The 18,214-nt window shown below is 44.8% G+C and carries 10 protein-coding genes; 9 read left to right on the forward strand and 1 reads right to left on the reverse strand.

The window, feature by feature from the left end; all coding sequences use genetic code 11:
* Positions 1 to 57 precede the first annotated feature (57 nt).
* The 3 genes from cysS (at position 58) to ODU46_RS04175 (ending at position 6,489) form a co-directional block, all read left to right on the forward strand.
* Positions 58 to 1,401, forward strand: coding sequence for a cysteine--tRNA ligase (gene cysS / locus ODU46_RS04165; RefSeq protein WP_105136461.1), 1,344 nt, complete (start codon positions 58 to 60; stop codon positions 1,399 to 1,401).
* On the forward strand, positions 1,394 to 1,792 hold the full coding sequence (locus ODU46_RS04170) for a Mini-ribonuclease 3 (protein WP_024407940.1): 399 nt from the start codon (positions 1,394 to 1,396) through the stop codon (positions 1,790 to 1,792). Before cysS ends, ODU46_RS04170 begins: the two co-directional genes overlap by 8 nt.
* Before the next feature lie 245 nt (positions 1,793 to 2,037).
* Positions 2,038 to 6,489: a bacterial Ig-like domain-containing protein gene (locus tag ODU46_RS04175; RefSeq protein WP_398579286.1), complete on the forward strand. Its 4,452-nt coding sequence runs from the start codon at positions 2,038 to 2,040 to the stop codon at positions 6,487 to 6,489.
* Positions 6,490 to 6,528: 39 nt separating this feature from the next.
* On the opposite strand, the gene ODU46_RS04180 is transcribed toward ODU46_RS04175, so the two are convergent.
* Positions 6,529 to 8,670, reverse strand: coding sequence for a GH92 family glycosyl hydrolase (locus tag ODU46_RS04180; protein WP_398579287.1), 2,142 nt, complete (start codon positions 8,668 to 8,670; stop codon positions 6,529 to 6,531).
* Between the two features lie 722 nt (positions 8,671 to 9,392).
* Here ODU46_RS04180 and ODU46_RS04185 point away from each other — a divergent pair.
* The 6 genes from ODU46_RS04185 to ODU46_RS04210 all read left to right on the forward strand — a co-directional run bounded on the left by ODU46_RS04185 (position 9,393) and on the right by ODU46_RS04210 (position 18,157).
* A complete protein-coding gene (locus tag ODU46_RS04185) occupies positions 9,393 to 10,679 on the forward strand; it encodes a glycoside hydrolase family 125 protein (protein WP_398579288.1) in 1,287 nt (428 codons plus the stop codon).
* 1 nt (position 10,680) lies between these two features.
* Positions 10,681 to 13,353 carry an alpha-mannosidase gene (locus ODU46_RS04190; RefSeq protein WP_398579289.1) on the forward strand — a complete coding sequence of 891 codons (2,673 nt, stop codon included), beginning with the start codon at positions 10,681 to 10,683 and terminating at the stop codon, positions 13,351 to 13,353.
* The gene (locus ODU46_RS04195; RefSeq protein WP_398579290.1) at positions 13,334 to 14,200 is read left to right on the forward strand and encodes an ROK family protein; all 867 of its coding nucleotides are present in this window, start codon (positions 13,334 to 13,336) and stop codon (positions 14,198 to 14,200) included. Before ODU46_RS04190 ends, ODU46_RS04195 begins: the two co-directional genes overlap by 20 nt.
* Positions 14,201 to 14,212: 12 nt before the next feature.
* On the forward strand, positions 14,213 to 16,093 hold the full coding sequence (locus ODU46_RS04200; RefSeq protein WP_398579327.1) for a beta-N-acetylhexosaminidase: 1,881 nt from the start codon (positions 14,213 to 14,215) through the stop codon (positions 16,091 to 16,093).
* Positions 16,094 to 16,294: 201 nt separating this feature from the next.
* On the forward strand, positions 16,295 to 17,224 hold the full coding sequence (locus ODU46_RS04205) for a sugar ABC transporter permease (RefSeq protein ID WP_012775341.1): 930 nt from the start codon (positions 16,295 to 16,297) through the stop codon (positions 17,222 to 17,224).
* 9 nt (positions 17,225 to 17,233) lie between these two features.
* Positions 17,234 to 18,157, forward strand: coding sequence for a carbohydrate ABC transporter permease (locus ODU46_RS04210; protein WP_012027800.1), 924 nt, complete (start codon positions 17,234 to 17,236; stop codon positions 18,155 to 18,157).
* The last annotated feature ends 57 nt before the right edge of the window (positions 18,158 to 18,214 follow it).

The following is an 18,214-nucleotide window of genomic DNA, read 5'->3' on the forward strand; positions in this document are numbered from 1 at the left end:
TAAAATTGTATCAAAAGTATCAAGTCCTAAAGAATACTCAGAAGTAATGGAGAAACTATGATTAAAATTTACGATACCATGACCCGCAGTTTGCGTGACTTTGTGCCCTTGGAAGAGGGGAAGGTCAAGATGTATGTTTGCGGTCCGACGGTTTACAACTATATCCATATCGGAAATGCCCGTAGTGTCGTGGCTTTTGATACCATCCGCCGCTATTTTGAATACCGTGGCTTTGATGTAGCTTACATTTCTAACTTTACGGATGTGGATGACAAGATTATCAAAGCTGCTAATGAAGCAGGCATGACAACCAAGGAACTGTCTGATAAGTTTATCGCAGCTTTCAAGGAAGATGTGGCAAAGTTAGGTGTCAAACCAGCTACCAAAAACCCTCGGGTTATCGACTATATGGATGAAATCATTGATTTTGTGCAGGTTTTGATTGACAAGGGGTACGCTTATGAAGCGGCTGGCGATGTTTATTTCCGTGTGGAAAAGGCTGAAAACTATGCTCGTTTGGCCAACAAAACCTTGTCTGACTTAGAAGCTGGGGCTTCTGGTCGTGTTGAGGGAGAAGGTCAATTGAAGGAGCATCCTTTCGACTTTGCCCTCTGGAAATCTGCCAAGCCAGGCGAAGTTTCTTGGGAAAGTCCTTGGGGAGCAGGTCGTCCAGGTTGGCATATCGAGTGTTCGGTTATGGCGACAGAGCTTTTGGGAGATACTATTGACATTCATGGTGGCGGTGCAGACTTGGAGTTTCCTCACCATACCAATGAGATTGCCCAGTCTGAGTGCAAAACAGGGCAAACCTTTGCCAACTACTGGATGCACAATGCCATGCTCAATATCAATGATGAGAAGATGTCCAAGTCCTTGGGCAATTTCCTGACAGCCCATGATATGTTGGAACAAATTGATGGTCAGGTCTTGCGATTCTTCCTATCGACCCAGCACTACCGCCGTCCACTCAACTACACTGAGAAGGCTATTTCAGATGCGGAAATCAATCTCAAATATCTAAAAAATACTTATACACAACCTGTGCAAAACTCTGTGGATAAGTCAGGTCTTGAATTGCATTTGGCAGCCTTTGAAGCGGCAATGGATGATGATTTCAATGCGGCAAATGGGATTACGGCTATCTTTGACTTTGCCAAATGGATCAACTCTGGCAACTACGATGAAACTGTAAAAGTAGCCTTTGGAAACATGCTGCAAGTGTTCGGTATTGTCTTTGAAGAAGAAGTCTTGGACAGCGAGATTGAAGCATTAATAGAAGAACGTCAAGCAGCGCGTGCCAATCGGGATTTTGCGACGGCTGACCGCATTCGTGATGAATTGGCAGCCCAGGGCATCAAGCTCTTGGATACCAAGGATGGTGTGAGGTGGACACGTGACTAAGGCAGTAGATGTCAATCTCATCAACGGTATTGCCCTGGCTTTTGAAGGGGATGCTGTCTATTCCATGTATATCAGACGGCACTTGATTTTCAAGGGGCTGACCAAGCCTAATAAATTGCACGGTGAGGCTAACAAATACGTCTCGGCTAAGGCTCAGGCAAGCCTGATTTCTGCCCTCTTAGAAGCTCAGCTGTTGACCGAAAAAGAGGAAGAAATCTACAAGCGGGGGCGTAATGCCAATAGCCACACCAAGGCTAAGAATGCGGATGTGGTCACCTATCGAATGTCCACAGGTTTTGAGGCGGTTTTGGGCTATTTGCACATGACCGAGCAGATGGAACGCCTGGATGAACTGGTGGGCTGGTGTATTGAGTTTGTAGAAAATAATTAACTAAGACAATGAGGAGGGAAACTTCCTCTTTTTTGTTTTCTCTAAACTAAAGTTCTTTTTATCTGATTTAAAGAAGGGGACCATGAGGGCTTGAAGGTCATATTTTTCCTCTGTACAATGGAATTAATAAAACCTGATAAACTTCGTGTGATAGCTGTTCTATCAAAGGTAGCATGTGCCAACTATGATCTGGAAAGGAGGAAAGTGAGAACAGCTGTTGCACTACAATTGTGTAGGAGGAAAATATGACAAAATGTGATTTCGACAAACGTGAGCGATTCGGTATTCGAAAATTTACAATAGGTGCCTGTTCTGTTTTGATTGGTGCGACCTTATTTGGGGCACAGGTTTCTGCGGACCAGCTAGAAAATTTAGACAGCTTGTCAGAGCCAGCTGTTGAGCTCTCTTCGGTAGGGAACGAACATGTGGAAAAGACCGAAGCTGAGGAAGGAATATCACCAATTTCAGCAGATGAAAAAGCGGTGACCGAAGAGTTGAATAGAGAAGAAAAACTGCCTTCAACTCCGTCTGATAATCCAGAAAATAAACTAGAGGACACAGAGGAAGCGGAAGATAAAGAGGTAGATTCTTCGGATTCTGGTCTGTTGCTTTCTGATTTTCCTCAGGTAGAGGATCAAGGAATTCGTCCGAAAGAGATTAAGTTTGATAACTGGGATCAGGTGCTTGCTTGGGAGCCGGGTGCTCGTCCAGATGACGATTTGAACCGTGCTTCTGTAGAGTTGGTTGGGCGCTTTAGAGGGCATGTCGTCAATGAGAGAGCCAATGAGAATGCAAAGGTAGAAGCTCTTTCAAATACCAACTCTAAGGCGAAAGACCATGCCTCTGTAGGGGGAGAAGAGTTCAAAGCCTATGCCTTTGATTACTGGCAGTATATTGATTCAATGGTATTTTGGGAAGGCTTGATTCCTAGCCCAGACGTTATTGATGCTGGACACCGCAATGGTGTGCCTGTTTTGGGAACGATTTTCTACAATTGGTCCAGTAGTATTGAAGACCAAGAGAAGTTTGTGGCTTCTATGAGACAGGATCCTGATGGAAGTTTTCCTGTGGCTCGTAAGTTGGTAGATATGGCAAAATACTATGGTTTCGATGGTTATTTCATTAATCAAGAGACTACAGGAAGCATGGTTCAACCACTAGGGGAAACAATGAGAAACTTCATGCTCTATACCAAGGAATATGCAGAATCGATTGGTTATCCGATTACGTATTCTTGGTATGATGCCATGACCTACGAATATGGTCGCTATCACGAAGATGGTTTGGGTGAGTACAACTATCCGTTTATGGAAAAGGAAGGAGACAAGGTCCCTGCGGATCGTTTCTTTGCGAATTTTAACTGGACACGGGCGAAAAATAACTATTCAATTGAAGTGGCGAAACGAATCGGTCGAGATCCATTTGATATTTTTGCTGGATTTGAATTGCAACGGGGAGGCTCTTACAAAACGCAAATTAACTGGGATGCTCTGTTTGATGAAAATGGGAAATTGAAATTATCACTCGGTCTGTTTGCGCCAGATACTATTACAAGTTTGGGTGCGACGGGTGAGGATTATCATGAGAATGAGAATATCTTCTTTACAGGCTATCAAGGTGATCCAACCAAACAGAAACCTTCGGATAAAAATTGGTATGGCTTGGCCAATCTCATTGCGGATAAGACGGCTATTACAAGCAGTAATTTCAATAGTTCCTTTAATACAGGGCATGGGAAAAAATGGTTTGTAGATGGCAAGGTTGCCAAAGATGGGGAATGGAATTATCGCTCTGTGTCTGGTATTTTACCAACCTGGCGGTGGTGGATTGAAGCAAGTGGTGAAAAGCTTGCTGCGGCTTATGATTTTGATGATGCCTATAATGGGGGCAACTCTCTTCGTTTTACAGGCGATTTGGAAAAAAATGGCAAGCAGGAAGTTAAGTTGTATTCCACCAAGATTCCTCTATCAGAAACAAGTCGTTTAAGGGTTGCGCACAAAGGAGGGCAAGGTGCAAATATCTCCCTAGCTCTAGCGCTTGAACCAGATTATCAATTTGCGAATAAAGAAGCGTGGCGCTTGCTTAAACTATCAGGAGATTGGCAAGATCAGACCTTTGATTTATCTAGTCTGGCAGGAAAGACAGTGTACGGTATCCAAGTGGTTGTTGAAAATGAAGCAGCGCTGTCGGATTTTGATTTTCGTTTAGGGCAGTTGGCTATTTATGACCAAGAAACTTCACCTACTGCACCGAAAGATGGCCAAGTCCTTGCTAAGCGATTGAAGAATGCCCAAGATGCTGAAGCTGTGATTAGCTTTACAGGGACAGATGATGCAGACTATTATGAAGTCTATGCGCAGGTTGACGGACAGTGGAAATTGCTGACAGGTTCTTCTAATACAAGGATTTACCTCCCTCAGCTAGTTCGTTCTGCTCAGGCAGAAGGTCGAACCCAAGCTTTGAAAGTTCATGCCGTTGGGAAAAACGGTTTGCGTTCGGAAGCAGGGGAGTTTATCTTTGATTGGGAAATGACGGTGAAAGATACTAGCCTTCCTAAACCATTGGCAGAAAACATTGTTCTCGGAGCAGAAGTCATCGGTTCAAGTTTTGCAAAAAAAGAAGGTGGAGAAGGCATTGAGGGCATGTTGAATGGGACCATCACCAGTCTGTCAGATAAATGGTCTTCCCATCAGTTGAGTGGCCATGTAGATATTCGTTTGACCCAACCTCGGACAGTCGTGCGATGGGCTATGGATCATGCTGGTGCAGGTGGTGAATCGGTCAATGATGGCTTAATGAACACCAAGGATTTCGATCTCTATTATAAAAATGAGAATGGTGATTGGGTGTTAGCCAAAGAAGTTCGTGGCAATCGTGATCATGTGACAGACATCGTATTGGACAAGCCAATTCGAGCGCAGGAATGGCGTTTGGATGTCTTGACTTCTGATAATGGCACTCCTTGGAAGGCCATTCGTATTTATAATTGGCGTATGTATGAAGAATTGGACATGGAGACACCAAACATTCCGATGACCCATGCTGTTGCTCGCCATCTCGGTAATCATCAGATTCAAGTAGGTTTCAAGGATGTCCCTGCCAATCGGAAAATAGCGCTTTATTCTAGCCCAGATGCCGTAAAACCACTGGCAGAATTGGAATCGACAGAGTCAGGAAATCTTATATTCGACCCGATTCGCTTTGAGTCCCTGCCTGAGTTCATTTACTACCGTACTCTGGAGGAAGGAAAGGATTGGAGCAATCTATTGGCCATTCGCGTACCGCAAGGTGAAAAAGTCGTGAAAGCGATGGAATGGATAGCTCCCCTAGAGAAAAAAGTTTACCGACAAGGTAGTCCTTTATCGCTTGCAGGAGCACAATTCCGTGTAGCTTTTGAAGGAGATTGGCCTGCTGAACGAGTGAATACCACCAATCCGGCAGTTACAGTAAGGGGATATGATCCGCAAAAATTAGGTGAACAAATATTGACCGTTTCCTATTTAGGCGAAACACTTGCTCAGCCACTGACGGTATATGTTGTTGAAGATATAGCCCAAGGTGAGAAAAAAGCAGTCGGTCTAGAAATCCAACAGTTACCAAAAGTGCAGTATGTTGTAGGAGATGATTTGGATGTTACAAATGGTCGATTTGCTATTATCTATGACGATGAGTCAACTCAGTCCTTCTCTTTGACAGAAGCTGGAGTAGAAATTGTTGGTTTCGATTCCCGTAAAGAGGGGCGTCAGAGCCTAGGTTTACGGTATGCTGGTTTGGAGACTTCATTTGATGTCCTTGTTTCACCGAAGCCAATCGTCAATGATGAGTATCTAAAGCAGAAAATAGCAGAAATTGAGGCTCTACAAACCCAAACAGCCTATCTCTATTCTAGTGAGCAGACACAACTTGCCTTGCAAACTGCCTTGGAAGAAGCTAAGTCTGTGGTAGCAGATACCAATCGGACAGTCGAGCAGGTTGAAGCCGTTCAAACTCTTTTAGAGAAACAGTTAGGAGAGCTGGATGGGGAGAAACTTTACCAAGCAGATCTTGGACGTCTCAATCAGCTAATCCAAGAGGTGAAAGGAATAGATACGCCTATAAATTCTTCTGAGCTGAGTTCTTTACTTGAAAAAACTGAGAAAATTTTGGGTTCGGATAGTATTCGTCCAGATGAGATGAAGGAGCTGCTCAATGAATGGACTGATTTGTTTGAACAGTCTAGTCTGGTAACGCATGTCGGTACAAGAGATTCGATGGAACCTAAGAATTTACTGGCTCCTGAAAAACCGAGGATGGATTTGACCTATGAGCTGGTGCCGAGACAAGTCATCAAACGGATCAGCACTGATTTGCCACTGGGCAAAGAGCGAATTGTTCAGGAGGGGGCGGATGGTCAAATGATGGTAGCTCACCTAGTCTATAGTGATGGCCGTCGCGAGCTGTATTCACGAACAGTTGCTAATGAGAGTCAGCCGAAAATAGTGGAGGTCGGCAGCGGTTTGCCTATCCAGCAGGAGAAGACTTTAATGGTAGAAAATAGCCCGCAGGTTGAAAAGCAGATCAGAGATGCTTCTCTGCAGAAGAGCGGTCTTCCACAAACTGGTGATACCTATCAGGAGAAGTATGTCCTTCTTGGGTTAGTTGGTATGGCTCTGGCTGGCCTATCTCAGTTAGCTAAGCTCAGAAAGCAAGGTGAATAAAATGAATAGTCAGGGAGCAAACCCTGACTATTTATTATTCTAAGAGTATGCCTCTATGCTTGGAAGTATAGATAGGTCAAATTCCAGACACTTAGCTGTCACTAACTGATCATGCTTGATGGTTTGGATGACTTGTTTGTCTAATGAAACTTGCTTGACAAACTGGAAATTTGCATCGCTCTTTGGAGTAGAAATGGTCAGCTTGTGTTGATCTGCAAGTAGCAAGTCTACTTCCTTAAAATGCGGAAGCCCGATTTGGTAGTCAGCTTTTCCAGGACAGACAGGGTAGAAGCCTAGACAGGAGAAAATGTACCAGGCTGAAAGGCTGCCATTATCCTCGTCACCTGGATAGGCTTGAAAACCTGTCTTGAAAGCTGTTTGTCTGATTTTGTGAATGAGCAGACTAGTGTATTCTGGTTTGGTGGACCATTGGAAAAGATAAGGGATATGGAAGCTCGGTTGATTTGAAATAGCCAGCTGACCGAGATTGGCTTGTGCCATTTCCGACATTTCGTGGATTTCGTAGCCGTACTGTTCAGGTGAGAAATAAGCTTCCTGATTGCACAGTTGGATGAGGTAGGTGGTAAAGGCTTCTTTTCCGCCCATCAATTCGATCAGTCCATCGATGTCATGAAAGACGGACAGGGTTGCTTGTAGGGCAGAACATTCGGCATAGTCTCTTCCCCAGCTTAGAGGAGAAAAGTCTGATCGGAATTGTTTCTGTCTATCCTTGGCACGCATGAGACCTGTTTGGCTATCGAATAACTGTCGGTAGCCCAGGCTCATTTGAGCGTACTGCTTAGCCAGTTGGTCCTGCCCCAGTTTTTCTGCTACTTGGCTGATAGCCCAATCACTGTAGGCATAATCAAGAGAATGGCTCACAGATTCGTTGAAATCAAGAGGGAGATAGTTTAACTGGCGGTAAATCTGACTACCGTGTCGACCGTAACGTTGATCTGCATCGGTCTTTTGACTGGTTTCAATCATGGCTTGGAGAAACTCTTCCATCAAATGAGGAACAAGTCCCTTGCAGGCCGCATCAGCAATGACTCCATCTACAAGAGTTCCTGGCATGATACCGCGCTCGTCTGGCGATAGCCATTTGGGTAAAAATCCAGTATCTCGATAGTGTTGGAGAATGCCGTGGAGAAACTCTTCCAAATAGTCTGGGTAGATAAGTGAAAGCAGGGGATAGGAGGAACGGAAGGTGTCCCAGTAGCCGTTGTTGGTGAAAAATTTGCCTAGTTTGGCCTGATTGCTGATAGGGTCAAAATGAATGGCTTGTCCATCAGGACTAGGTTCGTAGAAAGTCTGTGGGTAAAGTAGGCAACGATAGAGGCAGTGGTAGAAGAAATTGATGTCTTCTGTTTTTTTGTCACGAATCTGAACACGGCCCAGTAGTTGGTTCCAGGTGCTTTCCGCCTGTTTTTGGGCTTGGGGGAAGTCAGGAACATCTTTCAATAGAAAGGCGGCCTGCTCAGGGCTGATAAAGGAGGTAGCCAAACGCCCCTTGATAGAAGTGTTTGAGAAGTTGATGCGAAGGTGCAAATCTTCTCCCACCACTTCCCTTTTAGCAATCTTGCGATCCTTGACCAGATGGTAACATTCTGTTATTTCCTCTTCAAATTCTAGGAGAGCATACATGCAGAAATCAGGGGATTGGCAGGCGCTGACCTGAAAAATCTGAATGAGCAATTGATGAGGATTGAGCAGTCGATAAATGGATTTTCCAGATGAATAGAAGACTATTCCGACAGGCTGGTTAGCAAAAGACGCTATCTCAAAACTGGCTCCGTATCGGCTGGGAGCTAAACGGCTTATCAAGCGATAGCGGTTGGATTGTAATTGAAGGAGGTCAGGTCGGAAAATAGCCTGATCCAGTTGGTAGCTAGATTGACGGTGAAAGATGCTATCTCGGCTTAATTCGCCTGTGACAGGCGTCAATAGGAGGGAGGCAAAATCTCCCAACCAAGGACTGGGTTGATGGGTCAAGCGAATGCCTTGATAGACAGGTTCATAGGGATTGAACCACCAGTTTCCAGTCTGGTCGCTGGTCTGGGGAGCAAAATAATTCATGCCGAAAGGGACACCTGTCAATGGTAGGGTGTTTCCATTTGAAAAGGCATGTGAGTTATAAGTACCATAGCGGGTGTCAATGGTTGAAACGATGGAGGTATGCATAGGTTATCCTTTTCTTTTTTATTTTATCGTCATTTAGTTGACTTTTATTACTTCGACATAAGAGGAAACTCCGTTTCCTTATTTCCAACTTCAAACACTCCACTGGAGTGTTGGAACTCGCCTTGCCTGATTGAAACAGTCTGGGGGATACGAATAGTTCGGTGAACTATTCGTACCTGATCCTGAAAACAAAAAAGCGAAGTACATCAGCTGGTCACCTAGAAACAAGAAGGCATTGAGTTATGTCTACGGCTTTTGAAGCGGCTGGGCAAAAAGCCCAGTGCCACTTCTTAGAGTTCGTGTCAACATCTCAGCGCAGTGGTTGATTGGCAGATTTGTTCGTGTTTCACACTCCAAATACGACCTAATCAACTGTGCGGGGGTGGGAAGACGAACTCTTTTTAGACCAGTCGAGTTCTTTCCCACTCCCACTATCTCCAGCCTTCAAAGGTTCCCCGAACCTTTGGAGTGAGTACTAAAAGTAAACTAAAAGACGATATTGATAATAAGTGGTGTCACTTTATTATATAGAGAAAGCGAGTGAAAAGAAAGCGTTTTCTAAAACTGGCAATATTTGTGTAAAAATGCGTTTAATTTGTGTATAGGATTTGCATTTGGAATTGTATAGACTGATACTAGGAACCTTGTGTCTAATGAAAATGATATGGACTTGCCAGATAGAGGTTGGAAGAAGTCTGAGCAACGGATGAAAAGGAGAAATCATGTTTTACACAAAAGAAATCATAGAGCACTGGCTAACGGACATTCAGAAGAAAACAGCAGACCACCCAAGTTGGGGGAGTGTATTTGAAAGGTGTTATACGGATACGCTTGATAGGACCATTAGTCAGTTGGAAGATGGGACTACATTTGTCTTAACAGGGGACATTCCAGCCATGTGGTTGAGGGACTCGACAGCCCAGGTCAAACCCTATCTAGCCCTAGCAGGAAAAGATGCGACCTTGCGCCAGATGATTGTAGGTCTGGTAGAGCGACAAATGGCCTTTATTTTGATGGATCCTTATGCCAATGCCTTTAATCAGGCAGCCAATGGGCATGGGCACCAGACTGACCAAACTCAGATGGGACCATGGATTTGGGAGCGGAAATATGAAGTGGATTCCCTCTGCTACCCCCTTCAACTAGCCTATCTACTTTGGAAAGCGACAGGAGAAACTAGCCATTTTAACCAGACCTTCTTTGGAGCAGCTGAAAAAATTGTTCAAGTCTGGAAATTGGAGCAGCACCATGAAAACTCCCCTTATAGCTTTGAACGGGATACTGACCGGCTAGAGGATACCCTCACGCACCAAGGAAAAGGGGCTCCCTGCGCCTATACAGGGATGACCTGGTCTGGTTTTCGTCCAAGTGATGATGCCTGTATCTACCCTTATCTCATCCCCTCAAATATGTTTGCGGTCGTCGTCTTGGGCTATTTAGGAGAAATAGCAGAGCTGTTTGCCAGTGAGGAATTCTCAGATTTGGCTGAAGGTGCCAGACAGTTGGCGCAGGAAATTGACCAGGGGATTCGGACCTTCGGGCTGACCAAGAATCAGGCGGGAGAAACTATTTTTGCCTATGAAGTGGACGGATTGGGCAATCAGTCGATCATGGATGATCCCAATGTCCCCAGCTTGTTGGCGGCTCCCTATCTAGGATATTGTTCCAAAGATGATCCTATCTATTTGGCAACCCGTCGGACCATTTTAAGTCAAGAAAATCCCTATTACTATGAGGGAGACTATGCTGCGGGTCTTGGTTCCAGTCATACCTTCTATCGCTATATTTGGCCGATTGCCTTGGCTATTCAAGGATTGACGACGGATGACAAGGAAGAAAAAGCGCGCTTATTGGATACCATGGTGGCCTGTGATGGCGGTACTGGGCTGATGCATGAGAGTTTCCATGTGGATGATCCGACGCTTTACTCTAGAGAGTGGTTCTCCTGGGCAAATATGATGTTTTGCGAATTGGTTTTAGATTATTATGATATACGACCGGAGGAATAAAATGGGAAAAGAAACGGTTCATATTATTTCACATAGCCACTGGGATAGGGAGTGGTATCTTCCTTTGGAAGAACATCGGATGCGCTTAGTAGAGCTATTTGATGACCTATTTGACTTATTTGAAACAGATCCTGAGTTTCGGAGTTTTCATTTGGATGGTCAGACCATTGTCCTAGATGACTATCTGGAAATTCGTCCGCAGAATCGAGAGTTATTGAAGAAATACATTCAAGACGGTCGGCTGATTATTGGACCTTTTTACATCTTGCAGGATGATTACCTCATCACCAGCGAGGCCAATATGCGCAATACCCTTCTGGGCCACTTGGAAAGTAAGAAGTGGGGACGGGCTCCAAAGATTGGTTACTATCCAGATACTTTTGGAAATATGGGGCAGGCTCCTCAGCTACTGCGTCAGGCTGGTATAGATGTGGCCTTGTTTGGTCGTGGGGTCAAACCAGTTGGCTTTGATAATCAGGTTCTGGGAGATGACCAATTCCAGTCCACTTTCTCGGAGATGATTTGGGAGGGGGCAGATGGCAGTCAGGTTCTGGGAATTTTATTTGCTAACTGGTACAGCAATGGCAATGAAATCCCAGTTGATGAGGAGGAAGCGCGTGTTTTCTGGGAGAAAAAATTGGCAGATGTCCGCAAATACGCTTCAACCTCCCACTATCTGCTGATGAATGGCTGTGATCACCAGCCTGTCCAGAAAAATCTCAGCCAAGCTTTACGACTGGCCCGAAAACTGTACCCAGATATAGACTTTGTTCATTCAAGCATTGAAGAATACATAGCTGCTGTCAAGGTAGAGTTACCCGAGGACCTTAGCCGCGTCAAGGGAGAATTGACTAGCCAGGAAACAGATGGCTGGTACACCTTGGCAAATACGGCCTCTTCGAGAATCTATCTCAAGCAGGCCAATGACCAAGCCAGTCAGCTCTTGGAACAAGTTGTAGAACCCTTGGTGGTGATGACAGGAGATAAGGTGCCCAGAGATGAGTTGCGCTATGCCTGGAAACTCTTGTTGCAGAATGCCCCCCATGATAGCATCTGTGGCTGTAGCGTAGACCAGGTGCATAGTGAGATGGAAACTCGCTTTAAGAAGGTCAAGCAAGTCGCTCATTTCCTGAGCCAGCGCTCCCTAGACAGGTGGGAAAAGCAGGTGGATTCTAGCCAACTAGACGGCCTCCTATTTACGGTTTTCAATACTACAGCCTGCCGACAAACCCAGCTAGTGGAGGTTGATTTGCTTGTTGAACAGGAAGATTTCCGAGATGGGCAGTTAGAACAACACTTCCAATCCATGGCAGCTATTTCTCTGCCAGCCTTGGGCCTCTTTACCAGTCAAGGGCAAGAGCTGGAAGCAACCATTGAAGATCTAGGTGTCAACTTCCGCTACGATTTACCAAAAGATGCTTTTCGCTCTGCCAATTTTGCCCGCCAGATTCGTGTCCGCTTTGTAGTGGAAAATCAAGCACCATTTTCATGGCAGACCTATCAAGTCAAGCCGATTGGAGAAGCTAGAGTGAATAGCAGTTTAAGTGAACAGTTTGAGAATGATTACTACCGTATCGACGTGGTGGATGGTCAGCTCTTACTGGAAGACAAGAGAACTGGTCAAGCCTATAAAGATTGGCTAGGGTTTGAAGATTGTGGAGATTTGGGTAATGAATACATCTTTATGGCGCCTAAAAATGATCAACCGATCTATGGTCAGATAGAGGACTTCGGTCTTGTCTACCAAACAGAAACAGTCAGCATTGCCAAGGTCATTCATCGTTTGCGACTGCCTATAGCTATGGAAACAAGTCTGGAAGATGAACAGAAGTGCCTGGTAGAATTTAAACATCGAACCTCTCAAAGGAGTCAGGAAAAGAAAGACCTGCTCCTTACCACCTATCTGACCCTCTACCGCCATCAACCACACATTCGCATCCAGACCAATTTCCACAACCAAATCAAGGACCATCGCTTACGAGCAGTCTTTGATATTGGGATAGAAGCTGAGAACCACTTGGCGGATTCCATCTTTGAAGTCGTTGAACGTCCAAATCAGCCACATCCAGCCTGGGAAAATCCATCCAATCCTCAACGTCACCGCAGTTTTATTTGTCTATCAGATGGTCGACAAGCCATGACCGTTTCGAGTAAGGGCCTACATGAGTATGAAATCCTAGACAGGGGCAAGATAGCTTTGACACTACTTCGTGCGACTGGAGAGCTGGGAGATTGGGGCTACTTCCCAACACCAGAAGCCCAGTGTTTGAGGGAATGTCAGTTGGATTATGCCCTTGAAATTTGCCCAGTAGAGGAAGGTTTTGCCAGCTTCCAAAGAGCGCAAGCCTTCCAAGGAAACCTGCTAACCAAACAACTGACCAGCCATAGTGGGCATCTGCCGTGTGATCATCAGTTTTTGACTCATCCAGCACTGGAAGAGGACCGCTTATGCGTGACTTCTTTGAAGGTAGCAGAAACTTCGGATCGCATCTTACTCCGTTATTATAATATGAGCCAGGAGCAGTTAGCAGGCTGGAGCGAGTGGACTGAAGGGGTTGATTTGCTAGAAGAACCACTAGAGGTTTTGCCGGTTAGGATTGAACCTCAGGCAATCCGAACAGAGGTCATTGGCTATCTTGAAAAGGAGAAAGAATATGGTAGTAGCTTGTTTTGATATTGGAGGTACGGGCATAAAGGCGGCCCTGATCGGTTCAGATAAGCAGATCAACCATCGACAGGAATGGCCAACACCGGCCAGCTTAGCAGAATTGTTGGCGCTTATGGACAGTGTTATTCAGCCGGTAGACGGCTTGGAGGCCATTTCCCTCAGTATACCTGGAGCGGTAGACCTTGAAACAGGTGTTATCCAGGGGCTGAGTGCCGTTCCTTATATCCATGGTGTATCTTGGTATGAGTTATTAAGTCAGTATGGCTGTCCTGTATATTTGGAAAATGATGCCAATTGTGTCGGTCTGAGTGAATTGGCTGTTGATGACCAGTTATCGACTTTTGCCTGTGTCGTCTGTGGGACGGGTATCGGTGGTGCCTTGATTGTGGATAGAAAACTCATCCGTGGGAAACAAGGTTTCGGTGGCGAATTTGGCTATATGCTGATTGCTATTGGAAAGGGACCTCTCAAAAACTGGTCTCAACTAGCTTCGACTGGTAGTTTGGTCAGACAGGTTGCTGGTCAGTATGAGGAGGCTGTGGAAGATTGGAACGGGAAGCGGATTTTTGAACTAGCAGAACAGGGAGATGAGGTATGTCAATTAGCCATTGAAGAAATGACACGCAATCTGGCCTATGGCATTTTGAATATCTCCTATTTCCTGGAACCAGAAGTGCTGGCAATCGGCGGCTCTATCAGCCAGAGTCCAGTCTTTATCCAAGCCATTCAGGAGCAACTAGAGGCTATACAAAGGGAATATCCAGAAGAATTTCCTTATCTACCTGCTATTCGTGCCTGTCACTATCAGCAGGATGCCAATCTCATGGGTGCTTATATGAAGACCCTACAATAAGGAGAAATGATGATGTTACAGATAAACCATTCGTTACAGCAGTCGGAGAGGGTCTTGGAAGAGATTTGTTCTGGGCTGGGTTTGGATTGCCAGTTAGAACTTGAAGTCGATGGCAAGGAGAGTTTGCGGATTGAAGGTTCAGCGGGTTCTTACCGTATCCGTGCGCCCAAAGAACACATGATTTATCGAGGCTTGCTTGCTTTGGCCAGTCAGCTGGCTCAGGGCGAGACTGATATACAGATCCAGGAAAGACCTGCCTACCGTCAACTCGGTTTTATGGAAGATTGTTCTCGAAATGCTGTCCTGACGGTTGAAGCCAGTAAGATTTTGATTAGACAACTGGCCTTGATGGGCTACAGCCATTTCCAACTTTATATGGAAGATACCTACCAACTGCGTGAGGAACCCTATTTTGGCTATTTCCGAGGGGCCTATACAAGAGAAGAATTGCAGGCTATTGAGGAGGAGTGCCACCGTTACGGTATGGAATTTATCCCCTGCATCCAGACCTTAGCCCATCTGATTGCCTACCTCAAGTGGAATATATCATCTATTCAGGCCATTCGAGATGTGGACAATATTCTCTTGATTGGAGATGAGAGGACCTATGCCTTGATTGATAAGATGTTTGAGGCCTTGTCCCATCTGAAAACACGGACCATTAACATCGGTATGGATGAGGCTCACTTGGTTGGGCTGGGGCAATACCTCAATCAACATGGCTATCAGAAACGAAGTCTCATTATGTGTCAACACTTGGAACGGGTTTTGGATATTGCTGACAAGTATGGCTTCCATTGTAGTATGTGGAGTGATATGTTCTTCCAGTTGTTGACAGCGAGTAAGGATTATACTGGTCAGTTGGAAATTGACTCGGAAATTCAGGCTTATTTGGATCGTCTCAAGGACAGAGTGACCTTGATTTATTGGGATTACTATCAGACCAGTCGTGAGAGTTATGCTCAAAAACTAGCAAGTCATCAGCAGTTGGGAGAACAGATTGCCTTTGCAAGTGGTGCCTGGAAGTGGATTGGTTTTACTCCTGATAATGATTTCAGTATGCGGATTGCGCCAGAAGCCCATGCTGCCTGCCAAGAATATGGTGTCCAAGAAGTGACGGTGACCGCTTGGGGAGATAATGGTGGGGAATGCGCCACCTTCTCGATCTTGCCGAGTCTTCATACTTGGGCAGAACTCCAGTACCGAGGAAATTTGGACTGTCTGGCTGAGCATTTCTATCAACTACACCAAGTTTCCCTGGATGACTTCCTGCAACTGGATTTACCAAATAAGACACCTAGCCACCCAGGTCCAGGTCATCACGGTTTCAACCCTAGTCGCTATATCTTGTATCAAGATATTCTCTGCCCCTTGTTGCAAGAGCATATTGATGCCGAAAAAGACAGTGCCTTTTATCAGGAATTAGCGCCTAGATTGGCAGAGGTTGGAAGCCGAGCCAAGGGCTATGCCTATCTCTTTGATACTCAGGCTAAGTTGTGTCAGGTTTTGGCGACCAAGGCGGTAATTTCGGCAGATATTCGTCAGGCCTATCAGGAAGGAAATCGTCAGGTCTTGGCAGAGCAAGTTGACGGTTTGCAGCAACTAAGAATAGACCTAGAAAGCTTTTATCAAGCGCTCAGCTACCAATGGATGGTAGAGAAGAAGGTGTTTGGTCTGGATACGGTGGACATTCGTCTAGGGGGCTTGGATGCCCGCATTTGCCGAGCAATCCAGCGCTTGCAAGCCTATCTGAACAAGGAAGTACCTAAACTAGATGAACTAGAAGTGCCTATTCTCCCTTACGATGACTTCCATCAGGACAAGGGCTTTCGTGCGACAACTGCCAACCAATGGCAGATTATTGCGACGGCTTCAACCATCTACACAACCTAGTGGTGTTCGAGCTCGAAAGGGCTCGATTTTTTATGCAAATGTTGATTGGCAAACCAGATTTTCTTTGTTTTTTACAGAAGATATATCGGTTATTATATACACCTATAATTTGTAGAATTTTGCCTATAATGTGGCAATTCACAGTTGGCCCAATCAGGAGTAAACTAATCATGTAAAGGTTCATAATAGAAAGGAGCTATGATGAAAGACCTCATAAAAAATCTAAAACAAAATGCCATTTTTTTCCTAATGGTATTGCCAGGAGTCATCTGGCTCATTCTATTTTTCTATATTCCAGTATTTGGCAATGTGATTGCTTTTAAGGACTATCGTCATACAGGAAACGGCTTTTGGGATAGCCTCATACAAAGTAAGTGGATAGGATTGGATAATTTTAAATTTCTATTTCAGTCATCCGATGCCTATATCATCACAAGAAATACCATCTTATATAATCTTGGTTTTATCGTACTCGGACTGATTTTTGCAGTAGGTATTGCCATTATCTTTAGTGAGATGCGGTCGAAGAAGCTGGTAAAGATCTACCAGACCACAACCTTGTTCCCTTATTTCCTTTCTTGGGTCATTATCAGTTTCTTCGTTTACGCATTTTTGAGTCCAGATAAAGGATTGATAAACAATATTCTCAAAGGAATGGGGATGGATCCTATCAACTGGTACAGCACACCGACCTATTGGCCCTTCATCTTGCTTTTCTTAGGAATTTGGAAAGGTTTGGGCTACAACAGTATTATTTATTATGCAACTATTATGGGCATTGACCCAACCTACTATGAAGCTGCGATTGTGGATGGGGCGACCAAGTGGCAACGCATCCGCTATGTCACCCTTCCTCAGTTAATGCCTCTGATGACTATTTTAACGATTCTGGCTGTCGGAAATATCTTCCGAGCAGACTTTGGCCTTTTCTATCAAATTCCGAAAAATTCAGGTCCTCTCTTCAATGTGACTCAAGTCCTTGATACCTACGTTTATCGTGGCATTGCAGGAACAGGGGACATCGGTATGGCTATCGCGGCAGGCCTCTATCAATCTGTTGTCGGCTGTATCTTGGTGGTAGTGACCAACCTGATTGTTCGTCGCTTTGATAAGGAATCAGCCTTATTCTAGGAGGGGAGTATGAAAAAAAAGAAACAAATCACTTCTGTTTCTATTCATTCATTTAGTAAGAAAACAGATCTATTTTTCTCAAGTTTACTAGGGATATTTGCCCTATCCTGTACCCTTCCCTTCATATTTGTTATCATCATTTCTATGACAGATGAGACAAGCTTGGCTATCAACGGCTATTCTTTCTGGCCAGAGCAATGGAGTTTGGCGGGTTATGAATACCTCTTTCAATTGAAAGATCAGATTCTCCAAGCCCTCTTTATCACCTTCTTTGTGACCATTGTAGGGACGAGTTTGAATGTCTTCTTCACTGTTCTTTACGCCTATGCCATTTCGAGAAACAGTTTCAGATACAGACGATTTTTTACCCTGATGGCTCTCTTTACCATGCTGTTTAGCGCAGGGACCATTCCAACCTATATCGTCATGACCTCGTTTTTAAATCTCAAAGATACAGTGGCAGCCTTGATTCTACCCATGCTGCTATCTCCTTTCAATATCATGGTGATGAGGTCCTTCTTTAGAAAGACTATTTCTGAGTCTATTATCGAATCCGCCAGGATTGACGGGGCCAGTGAATTTCGGATTTTCTTCCAAATCTGCTTGCCACTAACCCTGCCAGGTATCGCAACCATCGCTCTCTTTACAGCCCTTGCTTTTTGGAATGACTGGTACAACGCTCTCCTCTATATCCAGAGCGATAACCTCTTCCCTCTCCAATACCTGCTGATGAAAATTCAAGCAAACATTCAATATCTCTCTGAAAATGCTGCCGCGGCAGCGGCCATGTCCTCAGAAGTTGCAGGTGCCCTTCCAAAAGAAGCAACACGTATGGCTATTGTGGTCGTATCGACTCTACCAATTGCCTGTCTCTATCCTTTCTTCCAACGTTACTTTGTCAAAGGTTTGACAATTGGCGGAGTCAAGGAGTAGAGACATCACTCTATCTTAACAATCGTATTCCATACTTCATTATCTAAAAAAATAGAA

It is taken from the genome of Streptococcus sp. 2020WUSS089, assembly GCF_044427405.1.
Taxonomy (GTDB): Bacteria; Bacillota; Bacilli; order Lactobacillales; family Streptococcaceae; genus Streptococcus; species Streptococcus hashimotonensis.